General features: G+C 66.0%; 17 protein-coding genes. 11 read left to right on the top strand and 6 right to left on the bottom strand.

The genetic code is table 11. From position 1 onward, the window contains the following. The first annotated feature begins 324 nt into the window (after positions 1-324). The 3 genes from KF745_03020 (at position 325) to serC (ending at position 3,680) form a co-directional block, all read left to right on the top strand. Positions 325-1,404: a type II secretion system protein gene (locus tag KF745_03020; GenBank protein ID MBX3357378.1), complete on the top strand. Its 1,080-nt coding sequence runs from the start codon at positions 325-327 to the stop codon at positions 1,402-1,404. A gap of 140 nt (positions 1,405-1,544) precedes the next feature. Next, positions 1,545-2,513: a hypothetical protein gene (locus KF745_03015; protein MBX3357377.1), complete on the top strand. Its 969-nt coding sequence runs from the start codon at positions 1,545-1,547 to the stop codon at positions 2,511-2,513. Positions 2,514-2,534: 21 nt separating this feature from the next. Next, complete coding sequence (gene serC, locus KF745_03010; protein ID MBX3357376.1) at positions 2,535-3,680, top strand: 3-phosphoserine/phosphohydroxythreonine transaminase; 1,146 nt, start codon at positions 2,535-2,537, stop codon at positions 3,678-3,680. Positions 3,681-3,725: 45 nt separating this feature from the next. Here serC and KF745_03005 read toward each other — a convergent pair whose 3' ends face one another. Next, complete coding sequence (locus KF745_03005) at positions 3,726-4,028, bottom strand: hypothetical protein (protein ID MBX3357375.1); 303 nt, start codon at positions 4,026-4,028, stop codon at positions 3,726-3,728. A gap of 1,180 nt (positions 4,029-5,208) precedes the next feature. Here KF745_03005 and KF745_03000 point away from each other — a divergent pair. Beyond that, positions 5,209-5,427: a hypothetical protein gene (locus KF745_03000; GenBank protein ID MBX3357374.1), complete on the top strand. Its 219-nt coding sequence runs from the start codon at positions 5,209-5,211 to the stop codon at positions 5,425-5,427. A gap of 279 nt (positions 5,428-5,706) precedes the next feature. On the opposite strand, the gene KF745_02995 is transcribed toward KF745_03000, so the two are convergent. The 3 genes from KF745_02995 to KF745_02985 all read right to left on the bottom strand — a co-directional run bounded on the left by KF745_02995 (position 5,707) and on the right by KF745_02985 (position 7,904). Next, positions 5,707-6,003, bottom strand: a complete 297-nt coding sequence (locus tag KF745_02995) for a hypothetical protein (GenBank protein ID MBX3357373.1) — start codon at positions 6,001-6,003, stop codon at positions 5,707-5,709. Between the two features lie 149 nt (positions 6,004-6,152). Next, positions 6,153-7,205 carry an NAD(P)-dependent alcohol dehydrogenase gene (locus KF745_02990; GenBank protein MBX3357372.1) on the bottom strand — a complete coding sequence of 351 codons (1,053 nt, stop codon included), beginning with the start codon at positions 7,203-7,205 and terminating at the stop codon, positions 6,153-6,155. Positions 7,206-7,247: 42 nt separating this feature from the next. Continuing rightward, positions 7,248-7,904, bottom strand: a complete 657-nt coding sequence (locus KF745_02985; protein MBX3357371.1) for a tetratricopeptide repeat protein — start codon at positions 7,902-7,904, stop codon at positions 7,248-7,250. A gap of 81 nt (positions 7,905-7,985) precedes the next feature. Between KF745_02985 and KF745_02980 the strand changes: the two genes are divergently transcribed. After that, a complete protein-coding gene (locus KF745_02980; protein MBX3357370.1) occupies positions 7,986-8,597 on the top strand; it encodes a hypothetical protein in 612 nt (203 codons plus the stop codon). Between the two features lie 39 nt (positions 8,598-8,636). Here KF745_02980 and KF745_02975 read toward each other — a convergent pair whose 3' ends face one another. Continuing rightward, positions 8,637-9,230, bottom strand: a complete 594-nt coding sequence (locus KF745_02975; protein ID MBX3357369.1) for a hypothetical protein — start codon at positions 9,228-9,230, stop codon at positions 8,637-8,639. 144 nt (positions 9,231-9,374) lie between these two features. Further along, the gene (gene hppD, locus KF745_02970) at positions 9,375-10,622 is read right to left on the bottom strand and encodes a 4-hydroxyphenylpyruvate dioxygenase (GenBank protein MBX3357368.1); all 1,248 of its coding nucleotides are present in this window, start codon (positions 10,620-10,622) and stop codon (positions 9,375-9,377) included. Between the two features lie 288 nt (positions 10,623-10,910). Between hppD and KF745_02965 the strand changes: the two genes are divergently transcribed. The 6 genes from KF745_02965 (at position 10,911) to KF745_02940 (ending at position 18,019) form a co-directional block, all read left to right on the top strand. Next, complete coding sequence (locus tag KF745_02965) at positions 10,911-11,708, top strand: hypothetical protein (GenBank protein ID MBX3357367.1); 798 nt, start codon at positions 10,911-10,913, stop codon at positions 11,706-11,708. Between the two features lie 124 nt (positions 11,709-11,832). Further along, positions 11,833-13,893: a homoaconitase gene (gene lysF, locus KF745_02960; GenBank protein ID MBX3357366.1), complete on the top strand. Its 2,061-nt coding sequence runs from the start codon at positions 11,833-11,835 to the stop codon at positions 13,891-13,893. Positions 13,894-13,940: 47 nt separating this feature from the next. Next, on the top strand, positions 13,941-14,525 hold the full coding sequence (locus KF745_02955; GenBank protein ID MBX3357365.1) for a hypothetical protein: 585 nt from the start codon (positions 13,941-13,943) through the stop codon (positions 14,523-14,525). An 80-nt stretch (positions 14,526-14,605) separates the two neighbouring features. Continuing rightward, positions 14,606-15,763: an isocitrate/isopropylmalate dehydrogenase family protein gene (locus KF745_02950; GenBank protein ID MBX3357364.1), complete on the top strand. Its 1,158-nt coding sequence runs from the start codon at positions 14,606-14,608 to the stop codon at positions 15,761-15,763. A 168-nt stretch (positions 15,764-15,931) separates the two neighbouring features. After that, the gene (locus KF745_02945; GenBank protein MBX3357363.1) at positions 15,932-17,506 is read left to right on the top strand and encodes an MmgE/PrpD family protein; all 1,575 of its coding nucleotides are present in this window, start codon (positions 15,932-15,934) and stop codon (positions 17,504-17,506) included. 15 nt (positions 17,507-17,521) lie between these two features. Then, on the top strand, positions 17,522-18,019 hold the full coding sequence (locus tag KF745_02940; GenBank protein MBX3357362.1) for a DinB family protein: 498 nt from the start codon (positions 17,522-17,524) through the stop codon (positions 18,017-18,019). Positions 18,020-18,021 lie beyond the last annotated feature (2 nt).

Here is an 18,021-nt window from a genome sequence, read left to right as displayed (position 1 = left end):
AAAACCGGGCCTCGGCGGGTCCACCATCCACACCTGTTCATCATGCACGATAGACGCTCCGGCGCTCCAGAGCCAAGACGTATACCTAACGATTTCCGGAGTGGAAGTCACCAGCAGGAAGGGATCTTCCAGGGGCCCGGCCGCGAACAGTACGGTGGTTGCTGAAGCCCTGAATTCAGTCTTCCTGCTCGATTGGCGGCGGGTGCCGTGCCGATGTTGTCGGGTAGGGATTCGTTGTCGGGTTTGTGCCATTGGACACCGTGCCTACGGTGTGGTAGGTTATAGGGGCGGGAGTTCTCTCGCCGGGATGGGGTGGGGGGTGCCATGGAGCTGAAAATGGTCAAGGAAACCAAGCGAGACCGCGCTTTCACACTGATTGAGTTGCTGGTAGTGATCGCGATCATCGCTCTGCTGGTCGGCATTCTTTTGCCGGCATTGGCCGAGGCGCGTAAGGCCGGCAGAAAGACCCAGTGTTTGTCAAACTTTCACCAGTACGCAATCGCGTACAATCTGTATGGGGCGGACTTTAAGGACGTGATCTGTTCGTTCTCGTGGAGGGTCGGGGCCGGTAATCAGCCGGGTAATCCGTTTGGCACTGCAAACACGGCCGCGCAGGCCGCCGCTGATCAGGCGGCCTACATCTTGAGGGAACGGGTGGAGCCAACCACACCTCGGTTCACGAACTTCTTTCCTCATGTGCGGTACGGGCACTTGGTACTGAATGACTACCTGCAGCAGCGTCTCCCGGAGAAGATGGTCGTCTGCCCCGAGGACAGGACTCTCGTGGATTGGCAGGCACATTCCTCTCGCGCCGAGTTTGAGTCATACCGGCTTGCGTTTGGACTGGATGACGCACAAGCGCACCGCTTCCCATTCATGTCATCCTATTTCCAGTCTCCTGCTTCGTGGTCAATTGACCAGGGAAACTCGACCGTGTCAGCGCCTGAGCAGGTACGTACTAATCACGGCGCCATGCTGATCCCTGGCAATACCCCCCTGGGCGGGCGCAAGCTGACTGAAGTGGATTTTCCTGGGTCAAAGGTGCTTCTCTTTGATGATTTTCAGAGGCATCACACAAAGTTTACTCGCTATCATGCTTTGCCTGGGTCAGTAAACGAGATGTTGTTCTTTGATTCGTCAGTACGGACCGTTAAGACTGCTAATACGAATCGAGGGTTCCAGCCAAACAGCCCAACAGCGTATCCATCGGGTCCTGCTGATACTTCGGGAATTACGTTGTACGATTATGTGCCCGCTGCTTGGGATCCGCCTGCTCGTAATGGCGATGCCGACCGAGATTTGGCTGGATACTACAAGTGGACCCGTGCCGGCCTTCGTGGGGTTGACTTCGGCGGCCGTGAGGTTTCCAGCGGTGGCACCCCACCCGTCGGCGGTTCGTCATAACGGTGATGCCCGCGTCCTGACGGACGGCACTCCCACGCATCAACGGGCCCCGGTCCTCAGGATCGGGGCCCTGTTTGTTTATGCCCGGCTTGTGCCCGGCGGGATCGCCATCTTCAATCCGGCGTCGGCTAGAATCGCTCGTGAAGGTCCTCATCGCCGATCAGTTCGAGGAGTCTGGACGCGACGGGCTCGCCGCCCTTGGGTGCGAGGTCGTCTTCTCGCCGGAGCTGACGCCCGAGTCTCTGGCGGATGCGATCGCCAAGGTGGACCCCAAGGTCCTGATCGTCCGGTCCAAGAAGGTGCGGCCGCAGGCGATCGCCTCCGGGGCGTCTCTGGGCGTGATCATCCGTGCGGGGGCTGGGTACGACACGATCGACACGAACGCCGCGGCCAAGCAGGGGGTCGCGGTCTGCAACTGCCCGGGGACGAACTCGGTGGCGGTGGCCGAACTGGTGTTCGCGCTGCTGCTGTCGTGCGATCGGCGGGTGCCGGATCAGACGGCCGATGCTCGCGAGGGGAAGTGGAACAAGAAGGAGTACTCCAAGGCGAGGGGGCTCAAGGGGCTCACGCTCGGGGTGATCGGCGTTGGGGCGATCGGCCGGCAGGTGATCAAGCGGGCGAGGGCGTTCGACATGGAGGTGCAGGCGCACTCGCTCAACATGACGCCCGAGCGGGCGCTGGACCTGGGCGTCGGGTACGGGGGGCGGACGCGGGAGGAGCTGCTGCGGATGGTGTCGCAGTGCGACGCGGTGACGATCCACGTCGCGGCGAACCCCGAGTCGGAGCGGATGTGCGACGGGGCGTTCTTCGGGGCGATGCGGGAGGGCGCGTACTTCATCAACACGTCGCGTGGGTCGGTGGTGGACGATGGGGCGCTGCGTGAGGCGGTGGCGGGGCGGAAGATCCGGGCGGGGCTGGACGTGTTCATGAACGAACCGGGCGAGGGGGTGGCGTCGTGGCGTCCGGAGGTGGCGTCGCTGGGCGGCGTGTACTGCTCGCACCACGTGGGGGCGTCGACGGAGCAGGCGCAGCGGGCGGTGGCGGAGGAGGTCGTCCGGATCGTGCGGGTGTACAAGGAAACGGGGCGGGCCGAGAATCGAGTGAACTGAACTCTTACCCGGAGCGCAGGCATGGCGACGATGACCACGAGCAGCAAGAACCAGACCGGCATCAGCGCCGGCCGTACGTACAACCTGTCCGCGGGCCCGGGGTGCCTGGCCGAGGAGGTTCTGAGGCAGGTCCAGCAGGAGGTGTGGGACATCGATCACACGGGGATCGGGATCCTCGAGCACTCGCACCGCGGCAAGGTTGTGGACCGGATCTGGAACGAGGTGGAGCAGGACTTCCGGGAGATCGGGGGCGTGCCCAAGAACTACCGGGTGCTGTTCCTGACCGGCGGGGCGACGAGCCAGAACTACATGATTCCGATGAACCTGGCGCCGCGCGGGGCGGGCGGGGCGGCGCCGACGGCGGACTACTTCGTCACCGGGTACTGGGCGGAGAAGTCGGCGGAGGAGTTCAAGAAGTTCGGGAACCTCCACGTCGCGGCGACGAGCGCGGACAAGAACCATTCGTACGTCCCCTCGCCGGCGCAGACCAAGTACTCGGCGTCGCCGGCGTACGTGCACTACTGCTCGAACAACACGATTTACGGTACGGAGTTCTGGAAGGACCCAACGCCGCCGGCCGGCGTGCCGCTGGTGTGCGATGCATCGAGCGACATCTACTCCAAGCCGATCGACTTCACGAAGTTCGGGCTGGTGTACGCGGGAGCGCAGAAGAACCTGGGCGCCGCCGGGACGACGATCGTGGTGATCCGCGAGGACCTGCTGGAGCGGTGCCCGAAGGAGGTGCCGACGATGCTGCAGTACCGCGTGCACGCGAAGGACGGGTCGCGGCACAACACGCCGCCGGTGTCGGCGGTGTACATCGTCGGGCTGGTGATGAAGTGGATCAAGGCGCAGGGGGGGCTGGAGGTGATGGCGAAGCACAACCAGGCAAAGGCGAAGCAGATCTACGACGTGCTGGACTCCTCGTCGTTCTACACGGGGCACGCGGAGAAGGCGTCGCGGTCGCTGATGAACATCACGTTCCGGTGCCCGAGCGAGGCGCTGGACGAGAAGTTCGTCAAGGCGGCGGGCGCGGCGGGCTTCGACGGGTGCAAGGGGCACCGGGCGACGGGGGGCATGCGGGCGAGCACGTACAACGCGTTCCCCGCCGCGGGCGCGAAGGCGTTCGCGGAGTTCATGAGGGAGTTCGAGCGGACGAACGGGTGACCCTGGCGGTCCAGGAGATGGCGTCGGCACCGCGGGCGGCCGGGCTCAGGATTCGGCCGGGTCGTCCTCGGTGGCTTCGTAGGCCGCCACGACATCGCCGATGACGACGGTGTAGGTCAGGGTGCCGCGTTCGAGATCGACATTGGGAAGGAAATCCTCGTCCAGTGAGGCGAGGAGATCGGGGACCTGTTCCTCGCTCCAGCCGGCTTCCCGCAGCAGGATGACGGTTCCGCTGACGGTGCCGTCGTCGAGGTAGTGCAGGTCGACGGCGGCGACTTCGAGGCCGTCCCGTGTTGCGATGAATCGCTCCGAAGACCGGGTTCGCAGTGTTCGCTTCCAGGCGAGCATGTGGTGGTCTCACAGGGCCAGGGGGAAGTCCGGGGCCGATCTGGGCAGGATACTGGCAAACTGGGGGAGAGGCACGGGGTGAGTCGCCGAGTTGCTCGGGAATTGGGGGCGTCGGACCCGCCGGATCCGGTGGGGGCCGACGAAGGAACGGCCGGTCGCCTGGGTCTGAGCCGTCGGGGCGGATGCGCAGGATGGCGCACGCGGCGAGTCGCGATTCGCGGATCGCCGCGCGATCGGCGGGGCTGTCGGGGTGGTCGGAGACTCGGAGAATGGTGCGGAGCAGGTAGAGGGACTCGGCGCGGGCGGCGCGGAGGTCGGAATCGAAGGTGTCGGTGGAGGGTGGGGGGACGGGGTCGAGTTCGTGTCGAGGCACGGCGCGGGCGAGTTGGCGGCGGTCGGCCTCGTCCATCGCAGCGAGGTACTCGGTGATGAAGTTGTAGGGTTGCGGTTGCGGGCTGTGCTGCGAGTCGTCCATGGTCCCGGTCCTCCCCGAAGGTGCATGTGAGGAACATAGTGGGTGACGGCGAGGATGCAAGGGGGAAGGGGGGTAGTGGCGCGATTTGGCGCACGGATGACGATATGCAAGGGGAAGAGTTGTGTTCCGCACGACAGCAGGCCTTGGAGGGTTCGGCAGGGCGGGTATGCTGATGCCGTGTTCCCCCCCCGGGACCGGATCTGTACACGGAGTGGAACTCGCGTGGATGGCTGACCCGCTATGCGCAGTGTTCTTCGCCGCGACTGCTCCAGCGGCAACAGGCGGGGACCTTCAGGAAGCGGGCACAGCTCGGGTACTCATTTGCACGAATCATCCACCAGACCCTCTGCCTGGCGTTGCCCGAAGTGTCGGTACCAGTTGGTCGACTCGACTGACCGCTGTCCCGAATGCGGATCGACGGTTGCAATTCGAGTCGTTGATACGGATGTGCTTCTCCTCGGTGGAGCGTGGTTGTCGCTTTGTTGTCTGGTTGTGCTGCTTTCGCTCGTTACGCTGGTCTCGGTGGTATTCGTCTCGGAAGCTCGTTACACAATCGCCATGTGGCAAGTGGGGGATCGCGAGACGGCCGTGGAGACTGCGATATACAAGGCGGTTAGTTGGAGGAGTGCCGGAAGCCGACAGGACGAAGCGAAGTCCATTTTGTTCGCGCCCGGCGCGGCAGTGGCGAGGCCGCTATCCGAGGGAATGGAGCGTGTGCTGCTGCGCAAGAGCATGACACAAATCGCCATTACTGGTTTGTCGTTCGTGCTTCTGGCGTATGTGTCTCTGCGAGCGTTTGCGCATCGCAACGAGAAGGTGTCATCAAGCTGGCGCAGGAGGTTTTACTTGGAGATGGCTGTGGCCATGGCGCTATCCTTCGTGACCGTTGCGTGGTGGACTAACCCCTTGTTTGGTGCGTGGTAGCGGGAGTAGCATCAGGTGGCTTGGTCGCGGATTCTGCAGAGAACAGCGACCTGAGTCCGGCGTGTGGTGAGTAGTCGTGACACTGTCACTGATGCCGGGGAACCTGCGGTTCCCCCGGCACCCCCTCCCTCGTACTGCCAGCGCACGGCGCACTCACTCTGTCGCTGCGGTGGTCCTGTTTATGCGAGAACAGGGATTCGCAGGGGGCGACTGACTCTCGTAGCAGTGTGCAACACATCCGCACGGTGTGTGTATTGCCGAGGAGAGGGGCGGCCCTGTTTACATCAGTTCTTCGTCGGGCTCGTTCCAGTCGACGGCGTCGTCGGGCTTGGTGAAGTCCTCGGCGGCGCCGCCGAACTCGATCCAGGCTTCCTTGGCGGCCTCGACGGCGTTCTGCTTGGCGCCGCGGCTTTCCATGTAGGTGATCAGGTCCTGGCCGCTGCTGACGCCACGGGGGAAGGCGGCGTCCTGCCAGGCGTCCTTGGCGAAGGCGCCGACGGGGTCGTGGCGGTCGCGTTGCTCGGAGAGCCAGGTGAAGAAGTGCTTTTCGCCGAGTGGGGGGTTGGTCGGGGGCATGATTGGACTCCCGTGTCGGTGGCGATGCCTTGGATTCTACGTTCGAGAAGGGAGGGTGGTTTGAGAGGTGGGGTGCGCGTGGCATGCCTGACCGACCGCTGAGGCCGGGAGGCGGGAGCGGTGGGTCGCTCAACGAGTGCCGAGGGATATCAGTTCTTGAGGGAGGCCATGTCGATCACGAAGCGGTACTTGACGTCGCTTCTGAGCATCCGCTCGTAGGCCTCGTTGATCTTCTGGATCGGGATGATCTCGACGTCGCAGGCTATCTTCTTTGAGCCGCAGAAGTCGAGCATCTCCTGGGTCTCGGCGATGCCGCCGATGAGGGAGCCCGCGAGGTGGCGGCGCGGCATGAGGAGGTTGAAGACGTTCACGGGGAGTGGGCTGGGGGGCGCGCCGACCATGGCGAGGGTGCCGTCGAGTTTGAGCAGGGAGAGGTAGGCGTTGAGGTCGTGCTCGGCGGAGACGGTGTCGAGGATGAAATCGAAACTGCCGGTGTGGCGGGTCATCTCGGCGGGGTTCTTCGAGATGACGATCTCGTCGGCGCCGAATCGCCTGGCGTCCTCGGCCTTGCCGGCAGAGGTGGTGAACAGGACGGCGTGGGCGCCCATCGCGTGGGCGAACTTGAGGCCCATGTGGCCGAGGCCGCCGAGGCCGACGATGCCGACCTTCTGGCCCTTGCCGACCTTCCAGTGCCGCAGCGGGGAGTAGGTCGTGATCCCGGCGCAGAGCAGGGGGGCCGCCGCGGCTGGATCGAGGGAGGTGGGGACCTTGAGGGTGAAGGCCTCATCGACGACGACCTGCTGCGAGTAGCCGCCGAAGGTCATGCCGCCGAGGTGGGTGTCGGGGCCGTTGTAGGTGAAGACGGGCCCGTTCTGGCAGAACTGCTCGAGGCCGCGGGAGCAGCTGGGGCAGGTGCGGCAGGAATCGACGAGGCAGCCGACGGCGGCGGTGTCGCCGACCTTGAACTTGCGGACCTTGTCGCCGACGCGGGTGACGCGCCCGAGGATCTCGTGGCCCGGGACGACGGGGTAGGCGGTCATGCCCCACTCGTTGCGGGCGAAGTGGAGGTCGCTGTGGCAGACGCCGCAGAAGAGGATGTCGATCTGGACGTCGGTGGGCCCGGGATCACGGCGGGTGATTCCGAAGGGCGCGAGCGGGGTGGTGGCGGACTGCGCTGCGTACGCCGCGACGGAGGATGGCATGGCGGGGCTCCGGTTCGTGGTGTTAATGAGGTGGCGGGCCCGTCACGATAGGTCGGAGCGGTCGAGTTCGGACCAGCGGCGCTCGAAGTCTTTGCGCCACATGGTGACCCCGAGGTGATCGAAGATCGCGGCGGAGCGGGTCCAGAGGTCGCGGGCCTTGTCGGGGAGCGAGCGTGCCTGGGCGATGTCGCCGAGGTTGGCGAGGGCGCCGGCGATGATCTTCTGGGGCGCGGGGCCGTCGAGACGCTCGGCGATGGCGATGGACTCGAGGTAGAGGGATTCGGCGCGGTCGAGGTCGCCGCGGGATTCGGGGACGAGGGCGAGGTTGGCCAGGGCGCGGGCGGTGCCCTCCTGGTTGCCGAGCCGGCGGTCGATGTCGAGGGCGCGGGTGAGGTGGGACTCGGCCTCGTCGAGGCGGGCGAGGTGGTGGGCGAGCACGCCGAGGTTGGCGAGGGCGCGGGCGGCGTGCGCGGAGTCCGGAGGGGCGAGATCGAGTCGGCGATGGGCGAGGCGCTCGGCGGTGTCGGTGTCACCGGAGCGGAAGTAGAACTGGAAGGCGAGGAAGAGGATGTGGAGGTCGGTGGGCGCGGCGGCGAGTGCCTGGGCGATGTCGCGGCGGGCCTGGTCGAGGTCGCCCTTGGGGTCGCTGGAGGCGGCGGCGACGGCGGAGTCGGCGAGGGTGGTGGGGGTGGGGGGCATGGGCGTAGAAGAATGTTCTCCTTGAGCACACTGTAGATCGCGACGTCGGATGCGCGGTGGGCTGTGGTAGGCTGGGCGTTGATGAAGATGATCCGCATTGCGAGCGTCTGCCTCGCGCTTGGCGCGGTGGTCAATGTGCTGGTGGCGTGGGCGTGCGCATCGATGGCAGCGCCAGGGGTCGGTTGCAGCACGGGGGTCGAGGGCTGGCCCGTTGCGGTTCAGGGTAAGTGGGCGGAGGCCACGGGCATTCGTGTGGAGCAGGGGGTTGGGCGGGCGGTGTACCGCGGCACTACACGGATTCGGCACGTGCCGGGTGACATTCCACTGCCACTCCCGCCAGAGCCGATCGTTGACTGCGCCGGGCTTCCGATGTTGTCGATGGTGTACTTTGATCGAAGATCGGTGTTGTGGCTTGTGCCGGAGTCGTGGTTCGAGTCCGACGGCTGGCTGGGCCCATATGACCGGGGTGTTGCGGTTCGAAGTGTGAGGTTGCCGCTCAGGCCGCTGTGGGGCGGGTTTGTGGTCAACACGCTTGTGTATGGCCTGTCGCTGTTCGCGGTCGTCGCCGTGTGCGGGGCGATCTGTCGGCGGAGCCGCCGACGGCGCGGGCTGTGCGAGAGGTGTGCGTACCCGCGGAGCGGGGGTGTTTGCAGCGAGTGCGGCTGCTCAACCACTGGCGAAACGCTGCGGTGAGAGCCGAGCGGTCGAGGTGGAAGCAATCCCCGATCGGAATCAGTCCTGCGTGCCGGCGTCGCTGTCGTTGCCGCCCTTTTTCTTCTTGTTGCCCTTCTTGCCCTTGCCTGCGTTGCCGTCATCGTCCGCGCTGACGGGTTTGCAGGTGAGATTGAGCGGGAACACCTTGTTCTTGACCTTGGCACCCGGGGCGTCGAAGTGGCCGTTGCCCGAGATGTAGAGGACGCCCTTCTTATCGATGCGGACCGAGTACTCCGGCGCCGGGTCGCCGTCTGTGAAGCGGCCGTTGACCTTTCGCTCGGCTCGGATCACCTTAATCTCCGATCCCTTCACCGCAAGGAAGAGTGTGTACACCTCTCGCGAGTTCTTGATGGCCAGTGTGGCGGTGTTGTCCTTCACCGAACGCTCGGTCACGACGACGTTGCGGGTGATGCTCTTGGAATCGACGCCGCGCCAACGCCGGCCCTTGGGCAGGATGTCCTCCGGCTCGGCCTTTGGCTGTTCGGGTTGGGCCAGCGGCGTGGGGCTTACGGCGTGCAGGTCGGAGGGCCTCGCCTGGGCCTCGATCGTTGAGACGCCGGGCAGGAACGCGAGCGTGGCGGAGAGGAGCAGGGCCGTTGCGACTGGCTTCATGTGGTGGAACCCCTGTGAGTGCGGCTGATCGGTGCTGCGATGGGCGGCATCAGGGGCGCCGGGGAGTACGATATCAGATGCAGCGGGCACGCGCCAAGTCGGAGCGTGCCGCGCTGCACAACAGCATGATCGTTCAGTCCTCTGTTACAGGTTCCCGCGCCGTTCCTGCTCCAGTTCCAGCGCCTCGAAGAGGGCCTTGAAGTTGCCCTTGCCGAAGGCCTGGCTGCCGCGGCGGCAAATGATCTCGAAGAAGAGGGTGGGGCGGTCCTGGAGGGGCTTGGTGAAGAGTTGGAGGAGGTAGCCCTCGTCGTCGGCATCGACGAGGATGCCCAGGTCGCGGACCTTCTGGTGGTCCTCCTTGACGGACTTGCCGGCCTGCTTGAGGAGGGGCTCGATGCGGTTCCAGACCTGGTCGTAGTAGGTATCGGGGATGGCGAGGAAGTCGACGCCGCGGGCGCGGAGGGCGGCGATGGAGTGGAGTTCGTCGTCGGTGCGGAGGGCGAGGTGCTGGACGCCGGGGGTGTTGTTGTGCCAGTCGAGGTATTCCTGGACCTGGGACTTCTTCTTGCCTGGGGCGGGCTCGTTGATGGGCATCTTGATGAGGCCCGAGCCGCTGGCCATGACCTTGGACATGAGGGCGGAGAAGTCGGTGGAGATGTCTTTGTCGTCGAAGGACATGAACATCTTGAAGCCGAGGACGTCCTCGTAGAACTTCACCCAGTAGTTCATCTTGCCGAGTTCGACGTTGCCGACGAGGTGGTCGGTGAACTTGAGGCCGCAGGGGCTCTTGGCGTTGTAGTCGTTGAGGTTCTTGAAGAGTCGCGTCTGGGCGAAGCCGGGCATGAACTGCCCATCGCCGGTGCCGTGGGCCTGCTTGACGGCCGGGAGTGAGAGACGGCCGGAGTTCGGGCGCTGGACAAAGGTGTGGATGACTTCGCCGTAGGTCTTGATCGCGGCGGTGACGATGGTGCCGTCCTTGCTGGGGAGCTCGGTGGGCTCCTGGGCGGATTCGCCGCCGTTCTTGAGGGCCTGGTGGTAGGCGGCGGCGGCATCGTGGACGGTGAAGGCGACGTCCTTGACGCCGTCGCCGTAGAGGGCGACGTGGCGGGAGGCGGGGTGATCCTTGGTGAGGCCGGAGGTGAGGACGAAGCGGATGTTGCCCTGGGTGAGGTAGTAGTGGGCGGAGTCGCGAGAGCCGGTGGTCTGGTCGTTGACCTGCTCGCAGGTGAAGCCGAAGCAGTGGGCGTAGAAGTAGGCGGCCTGCTTGGCGTTGCCGCAGTAGAAGCGGACGTGGTCGACGTCGATGAGTTGCAGTGGATCGGTGGACTTGCCGGCCGCGGCGGCGGGACGGGTGGGGGTGGAGGGGGTCGCGGAGGAGGTTGGGGGGGTCATGAGGAGGCTCCTGTCGTGGCCGGGGGCGGGCAGGCCGTTCCGCGGGGGCGAGGCCTTGGTACAAGTCTACGTGCGGGGTTGGCGACTGGCCGGTGAGGTGGGGGTATGGATCGGGGGGCGTTCGGAAGTTGAAGGGGTCTTTACACTTCGAAGTCTGTAGAGCATAAGCTTGGGGTCGGTGCATTTGGACGCCCGTCAGGGCTCGAGTTTTGGCGGGACGTCCGGATGGGTTCCGATATGCGTCATGGTGACGCGGCGGGACCGTGGGGCACCAGGGACTATGGCCGAATGGTTGATCTGACAGACCTTCCACGCCTCGGGCCGTACGTCCTCACACGAGACCTTGAGCGCTGTGACTTGGCGGAGCGGTGTCTGGCCCTGCACGATGTCGAGCAGACGAGTCACCTGCTGTACCGGTTCCCGACGTGCCGCGACAAGGCGTCGCAGCGGCGGTTCCTGGATGCGGTGGAGCAGATCGCCCGGGTCGATCATGCCCATGTGCTTCCGATCGAGCAGTTCGCGTTTGATATCGCGTACCGGCCGTGGCTGGTGACGCCGTTCCCCGGCGCTGCGGGAGATGTGCTGACGCTGGCGCGGCACGTGAGGGAGAAGGGCGGCCAGCTGTCGCCGGATGAGGCGGAGCGGGCGGTGACGCAGTTGCTGGAAGCGGTCGAGTCGGCGCACGCCGTGGGTGTGCGGCACGGTCCGATCGGGCTGGGGGATGTGCTGATTGATCGGCGTGGGAGCCTGCTGGTTGAGCTGTACGGGTTGGACCGGGCGATGCGGGGGATGGGGCCGGGGGACGCGGAACTGGCGCGGGACGAGGTGCGGTCGGTGGTGGAGATCGGGTACCAGCTGATTACGGGGCTGCGGGCCGAGGCGCCGCTGATCCCTGCGGACCGGCTGGTGAAGAAGCTCGATGCACACTGGGCGCGGTGGCTGGCCCATGGGCTGGATCCGGCGGGCGGGTTCGAGACCGTGGTCGAAGCGATTGCAGCGCTCCCGAGCCGGCGGCGGGTGGTGGAGGTCAAGCCGTCGGGCGTGGGGATGCGGGCGGTGCTGGGGCGGTTCCGGACGGTGCGGTAGCACGTCCGGTTGACGATCTGAGTATTTTGAGGCGGTGCGGGTGGGCGGTGGCATGGCGCTGTGCGCGGCCGGGCTGCCCGCGAAGGGTTCCTTCGATTACCATTCCGGTTTTCGGGGACACCACATGCCGCAGACGCTTGTTGAGAAGATTGCGAGCCGGTACGCCGTGGGACTGGGGCCGGGGTCGGGCGTGCGGTCCGGGGATTTTATCACGATCCGGCCGAAGCACGTGATGACGCACGACAACACGGGCGCGGTGATCCCGAAGTTCAAGGAGATCATGAAGGGGAGCGGAGGAGGGGCCGGGCTGCGCGTTCATGACCCGAGGCAGCCGGTGTTCGCGATCGATCACGACATCCAGAACCGGACGCCGGAGAACCTGGGGAAGTACGCGAAGATCGAGTCGTTCGCGAACGAGATGGGGGTGGACTTCTACCCGGCGGGGACGGGGATTTCGCACCAGGTAATGGTCGAGCAGGGGTATGTGGTGCCGGGGTCGCTGGTGGTGGGATCGGACTCGCACTCGAACCTGTACGGTGCGATGGGGGCGCTGGGGACGCCGGTGGTGCGGACGGATGCGGCGTCGATCTGGGCGACGGGTGTGACGTGGTGGCAGGTGCCGCCGGTGGCGCGGGTGGTGCTGAAGGGGAGGCTCAGGTCGGGCGTGGTGGGGAAGGACGTGATCGTCACGCTGTGCGGGCTGTTCAACAAGGACGAGGTGCTGAACCACGCGGTGGAGTTCGTGAGCGCTGCGGGGGCGCCGGCGGGGGAGGGGGTCGGGTGCCTCTCGATGGATCAGCGGATGTCCATCGCGAACATGACGACGGAGTGGGGGGCGCTGGCGGGGGTGTTCCCGTTCGACGGCGTGCTGCGGGAGTACCTGCTGGGGCGTGCCGAGTATTTCGCGCGGGGACGCCGGCCGGGCGTGAGGCGAGCGGGGTCGCTGGGGTCGTACACGCGAGAGGATGTTGAGAGGTGGTGGTCGGGAGCGGGCGGCGGGGGTGCGCCCGATTCGGCCGCGTCACACGGGGCGAGGCTGAGCGCGGATGCGGACGCGGTGTACGCGGTGGAACTGGAGATCGACCTGTCGACGATCGTGCCGCACGTGTCGGGGCCGAACGATGTGAAGACGATGCACTCGCTGCCGGAGATCGAGGCGAGGCGGGTGCGGATCAACAAGGCGTGGTTGATGTCGTGTGTGAACGCGCGGTACGAGGACATCGCGGAGGCGGCGCGGATCGTGAGGGGCAAGAAGGTGGCGTCGGGGGTGGAGTTCTACCTGGCCGCGGCGAGTGCCGAGGTGCAGTCGCGGGCGCAGGCGGATGGGCACTGGGCGGCGCTGCTGGAGGCGGGGGCGGTCGAGTTGCCGCCGGGGTGCGGGACGTGCATCGGCCTTGGCGCCGGGACGATCAAGGCCGGGGAGGTGGGGATCTCATCGACGAATCGGAACTTCGAGGGGCGGATGGGGGACCGCAACGGGCAGGTGTACCTGGGGTCGCCGGCGGTGGTCGCGGCGAGCGCGGTGGCGGGGTACGTGTGTGCGCCGGAGCGGTTCGCGGATGTTGCGGTGGGCGGGTCGTCGCGGGTCGTGGCCGCGGCGGGCGCGGGGGCCGGCGCGGGATCGGTGACGATTATCGAGGGTTTCCCGGAGACGATCCGCGGGCGGGTGTTGTGGCTTGACCGGGACAACTTGAACACCGACGGCATCTTCGCGGGGAAGCACACGTACAACGACAAGCTAACGCCGGAGGAGATGGCGGCGGTGATCTTTGAGAACTACGACCCGGGGCTGCGGTCGGTGGCCCGGGCGGGGGACGTGGTGGTGAGCGGGAGGAACTTCGGGACCGGATCGTCGCGGGAACAGGCGGCGACGGCGCTGAAGTTCTTCGGGATCCCGTGCGTGATCGCGGCATCGTTCTCGGAGACGTACAAGCGCAACGCGTTCAACAACGGGTTCGTGGTGTTCGAGTGCCCGGGATTGGTGGAGCACCTGCGGTCGATGGGCGGCGGGGGGTCGGCGCCGACCGTGGTCGCGGGGGAGATCGTGGTGGACTACCGGCGGTCGACGGTTGCGTTTGACGGCAGGACGTTCGCGTTCCCGGCGCTGAGCCCGACGGCGCAGGAACTGGTAGTGGCGGGGGGCGCCGAGGCGGTGGTGAAGGGGCGACTGCAACGGCAAACTTGAGTGACGCGGCTCCCACTGAAGATCTGAATGACGCTCGGGGGGGTGGTATGCCAAAGGACTCTGCGATGAACTACGGCGTGTCGAGGTGTTGTGTCGGCTTCGGACTCGCGATTCTGGCGGTTCTTGCCGCGGGGCCGTCGTGCTCATCGCCGGCGAAGTCTCAGCCGGGGGTGGAGGTAGCGACCAATGCCCTGGTCGCGGACGATCCGAGGCTTGCCGATCTGGCGTTCCTCGCCGGGTCCTGGGTGGCGTTCGACGAGAATGGCGACCGCGTCGAGGAGCACTGGACGGCGCCGAGCGCGGGGACCATGCTGGGGACGGGGCGGACCATCTCGCCGGCACCGCCGAGCACGGCGGCGAAGACGGTGTTCTTCGAGTACCTGCGGATCGAGTGGCGGCCCGATGGCGTGGTGTACCTGGCGAGCCCGGTGGGCCGGTGCCCGCCGACGCCGTTCCGGCTCGTGGAACGGGGGACTTCGCCGGCGCGGCTGGTCTTTGAGAATCCCAAGCACGATTTCCCGAACCGGATCTCGTACTCCATGCGGCCCGATGGGTTCATGGATGTGCGGGTGGAGGGGACGCGCGACGGGGCGGCGGCGTCGGAATCGTGGCGGATGCAGCGGGCGCGGTAGCGGGGGCGAGAGTCTCGCTTCTGGTATACTGGTTCCTCGGTCTGTTTCCGTCCCGATACCCCTTCGCGGAGCGACGTTCAATGGCCAAGTACTCGATCGCCTGGATGCCCGGTGACGGAATCGGCAACGACGTGATGGAGGCGACCCGCATCGTGCTCGACGCGATGAAGCTCGATGCGGAGTACGTGCACTGCGATATCGGGTGGGAGTTCTGGTGCAAGGAGGGGAACCCGCTGCCGGACCGCAGCATCAAGGTGCTGCAGAACACCACCTGCGGGCTGTTCGGGGCGATCACGAGCAAGCCGCAGGACGAGGCGAAGGAGGAGTTGGCCCCCGAACTCAAGGACAAGAAGCTCGTCTACTTCTCGCCGATCGTGAAGCTGCGGCAGATGTTCAACCTGCACACCAACATGCGGCCGTGCAAGAGCTACGAGGGGAACCCGCTCAACTACCGCGGCAGCCGGATCACCAATCCATCGGGCAACGACGTGATGATCGACCATGTGGTCTTCCGCGAGAACACCGAGGGGTCGTACGGCGGCGTGGAGTTCTTCCCGCTGCCCGAGGGGGTGTACACGGCGCTGTGCGCCAACCCGAAGATGAAGCCGTGGAAGGACAAGGGGCTGGAGAACGTGGCGCTGTCGACGCGCATCGTGAGCGTGCAGGGGTGCACGAACATCTGCCGCCAGGCGTTCGAGTACGCGAAGAAGACGGGGCGCAAGCGGGTGACGCTGGTAGAAAAACCCAACGTGCTCCGCGAGACGGGCGGGTTGATGACGCGGATCTTCCGCAAGCTGGGGGAGGAGTACAAGGCCGCGGGGATCTGGGCGGACGAGGCGAACATCGATGCGATCTGCATGTGGATGTTCAAGAACCCGCAGGACTACTCGGTGCTGGTGGCGGAGAACATGTTCGGCGACATTGTGAGCGACCTGTGCGCGGGGCTGGTGGGAGGCCTGGGCTTTGCGCCGTCGGCGAACCTTGGCGATACGTACGCGGTCTTCGAGCCGACGCACGGGAGCGCGCCCAAGTACGCCGGGCAGTACAAGGTGAACCCGCACGCGATGCTGCTGACCGCGAAGATGATGCTGGACTGGCTCAAGGAGTCGGACAAGGCCACCCGGCTTGAGGGCGCGGTGGCCCGTGTCATCAAGGAGGGGAAGGTCAAGACGTACGACATGGGCGGGAAGAACACGACGATCGAGGTGGCGAAGGAGGTCGCGAGGTATGCGGGGTAGGCGGAAGCGGCGATCCTGTGCCGATGCAGGCTGGCGACGAGTGTTCATGATCGGGCGGTGAGCCGCTGATAGGCGCCCGATGCCGCTCCGTGTACCATGTTCCGCGACGCGCCGGCGAGCATGTCGCGGCGAGAACCGGGCACACGCGAGAAAACCAGGAGCAGCACGATGGCCTCCGGCCACACCGAGAGCAAGCGTTACCTGTCGATGGACCTGGCGGAGTGGGCCAGCGGCCTGCGGTACGAGCACCTAAGCCCCGCGGCGATCAGGGCCGCGAAGCTCTTCCTGTACGATTCGTTCGGGTGCGCGCTGGGCGGCAGCCAGCAGGAAGACGCCCACATCCTGCTCGCGCACCACAAGGAGATGGCCGCGGCCGGAAGAGGTCGATGCACGGCGTTCGTGTCGGGGTTCAAGACCAACCCGGTGGATGCGGCGTTCCTAAACGGGCACATGATCCGGGCGATGGACTACAACGACATCTACTGGAAGGCGGACCCGTGCCATCCGAGCGACATCATCTCGGGGCCGCTGGCGCTGTGCGAGTACAAGGGGCTCGGCGGGAAGGACCTGATCGTCGCGACGGTGATTGCGTACGAGGTTGAGATGCGGCTGTGCGAAGCGGGGGTTCCGGGTGTGCGGGAGTACGGCTGGCACCACGCGACGCTGACGGCGTTCGCGGCGCCGCTCGCCGCGGGGCGGGTGCTGGGGCTGACGCCGGCGCAGCACGTCGCGGCGATGGGGATCAGCGCGGCGCGCACGTTCTCTCCCGGGGCGGTGACGGCGGGCAAGCTCACGAACATGAAGAACACGGTGGACCCGTGGGCGACGCGGATGGGCGTGGAGTCTGCAATGCTCGCGGCGCGCGGGTATTCCGGGCCGGAGCACATCATCGACGGCAAGGAGGGGCTGTACGCGGTGTTCGGCCACGTGCAGTACAAGGGACAGGCGGCGCGGTTTGATTCGGACAAGCTGGTCGGCGGGCTGCCGCGGACCCGCGGTGATCACTACAAGATCATCGACTGCGGGATGAAGTCGTACCCGATCGAGGCGCTGTCGCACGCGCCGCTGACGGCGATGATGAAGTGCGTGAAGGAGAACGGCGTCCGGGCCGAGCAGGTGGCGGAGATCCGGGTGGAGGTCATCGCCCGCGCGGCGGACATCCTCGGCGATCCGCACAAGTACCGCCCGGATTCGAAGGAAACGGCGGACCACTCGCTGCCGTATTGCATGGCGGTGGGGCTGGTCGACGGGATGGTGACTCCGCTGCAGTTCAAGGAGGAGCGGGTGATGGACCGGGGCCTGATCCCGGTGATGGACAAGGTGAAGGTGGTGGCGAACGACGAGTTTGAGGCGCTGTTCCCGAAGTTCCAGCCCAGCCGCGTGACGATCACGACGACGGACGGGCGGTCGTTCTCCAAGCGGGTGGATGTGCCCAAGGGCGACCCGCGGGATCCGATGACCGAGGAGGAGATCGGCGTCAAGTTCACGGCGCTGGGGCAGGATGTGGTGGGGAGGCAACGCTGCGCGGAGTTGGGCCGGGTGATCATGTCGATCGAGAACGAGAAGACCCTGGGGAGGTTCATGCGGCTGATGACGAAAGGGGGCGGCGGGGGTGCCGCCAAAAAGGCGTCGCGCAACGGGCGGGTCGGTTCAGGGAAGAGGACGTCGTCGGCGGGTCGCACGCGGCCGGCCGCACGGGTTTCAAAGACGACGGCGGCCAAGAAGAAGGCGGCCCGTCGCTAACCGAAGGGGGCATCGATGAGCGATCCACTAGTCTCAGCGATTCTGCGGACGTGGGACCGTCAACGCGACTATGCGGCGAGGCTTGTCGCGGACCTCTCCAATGCTGACATGGTGTCGCAGCCGGTGCCGGGCGTGACGATGAACCACCCGGCGTGGGTGTTCTCCCACATCAGCGTGTACCCGCCCGTGCTCGCCGCGATCCTGCAGGGGCAGTCGTTCGAGGATCCGATCAAGCATCGGTATGGGCGCGATTCCAGGCCGCTGAACGACATCGCGGAGTATCCGCGCAAGGCGGCGCTGATGGACACGTACTTGCGCTTGCACGACGAGTTGGCACGGGTGCTCGAACAGGCCGAGTCCGCCGTGCTGGCGGCGCCGATTCCGCTGGAACGGTGGAAGCAGAGGTTCCCGTATGTGGGCGATGCGATCGTTCACCTGATGATCGATCACGAGTCGGGGCACCTGGGGCAGGTCAGCGCATGGCGCCGCGCGGGGCGGCGGCCGAGCGTGTGAAG

The sequence above is a fragment of the Phycisphaeraceae bacterium genome, assembly GCA_019636655.1.
Lineage (GTDB): Bacteria > Planctomycetota > Phycisphaerae > Phycisphaerales > UBA1924 > JAHBXB01.
Note: the sequence above shows the minus strand (reverse complement) of the source record. Positions and strands in the feature narration are given on the sequence as shown.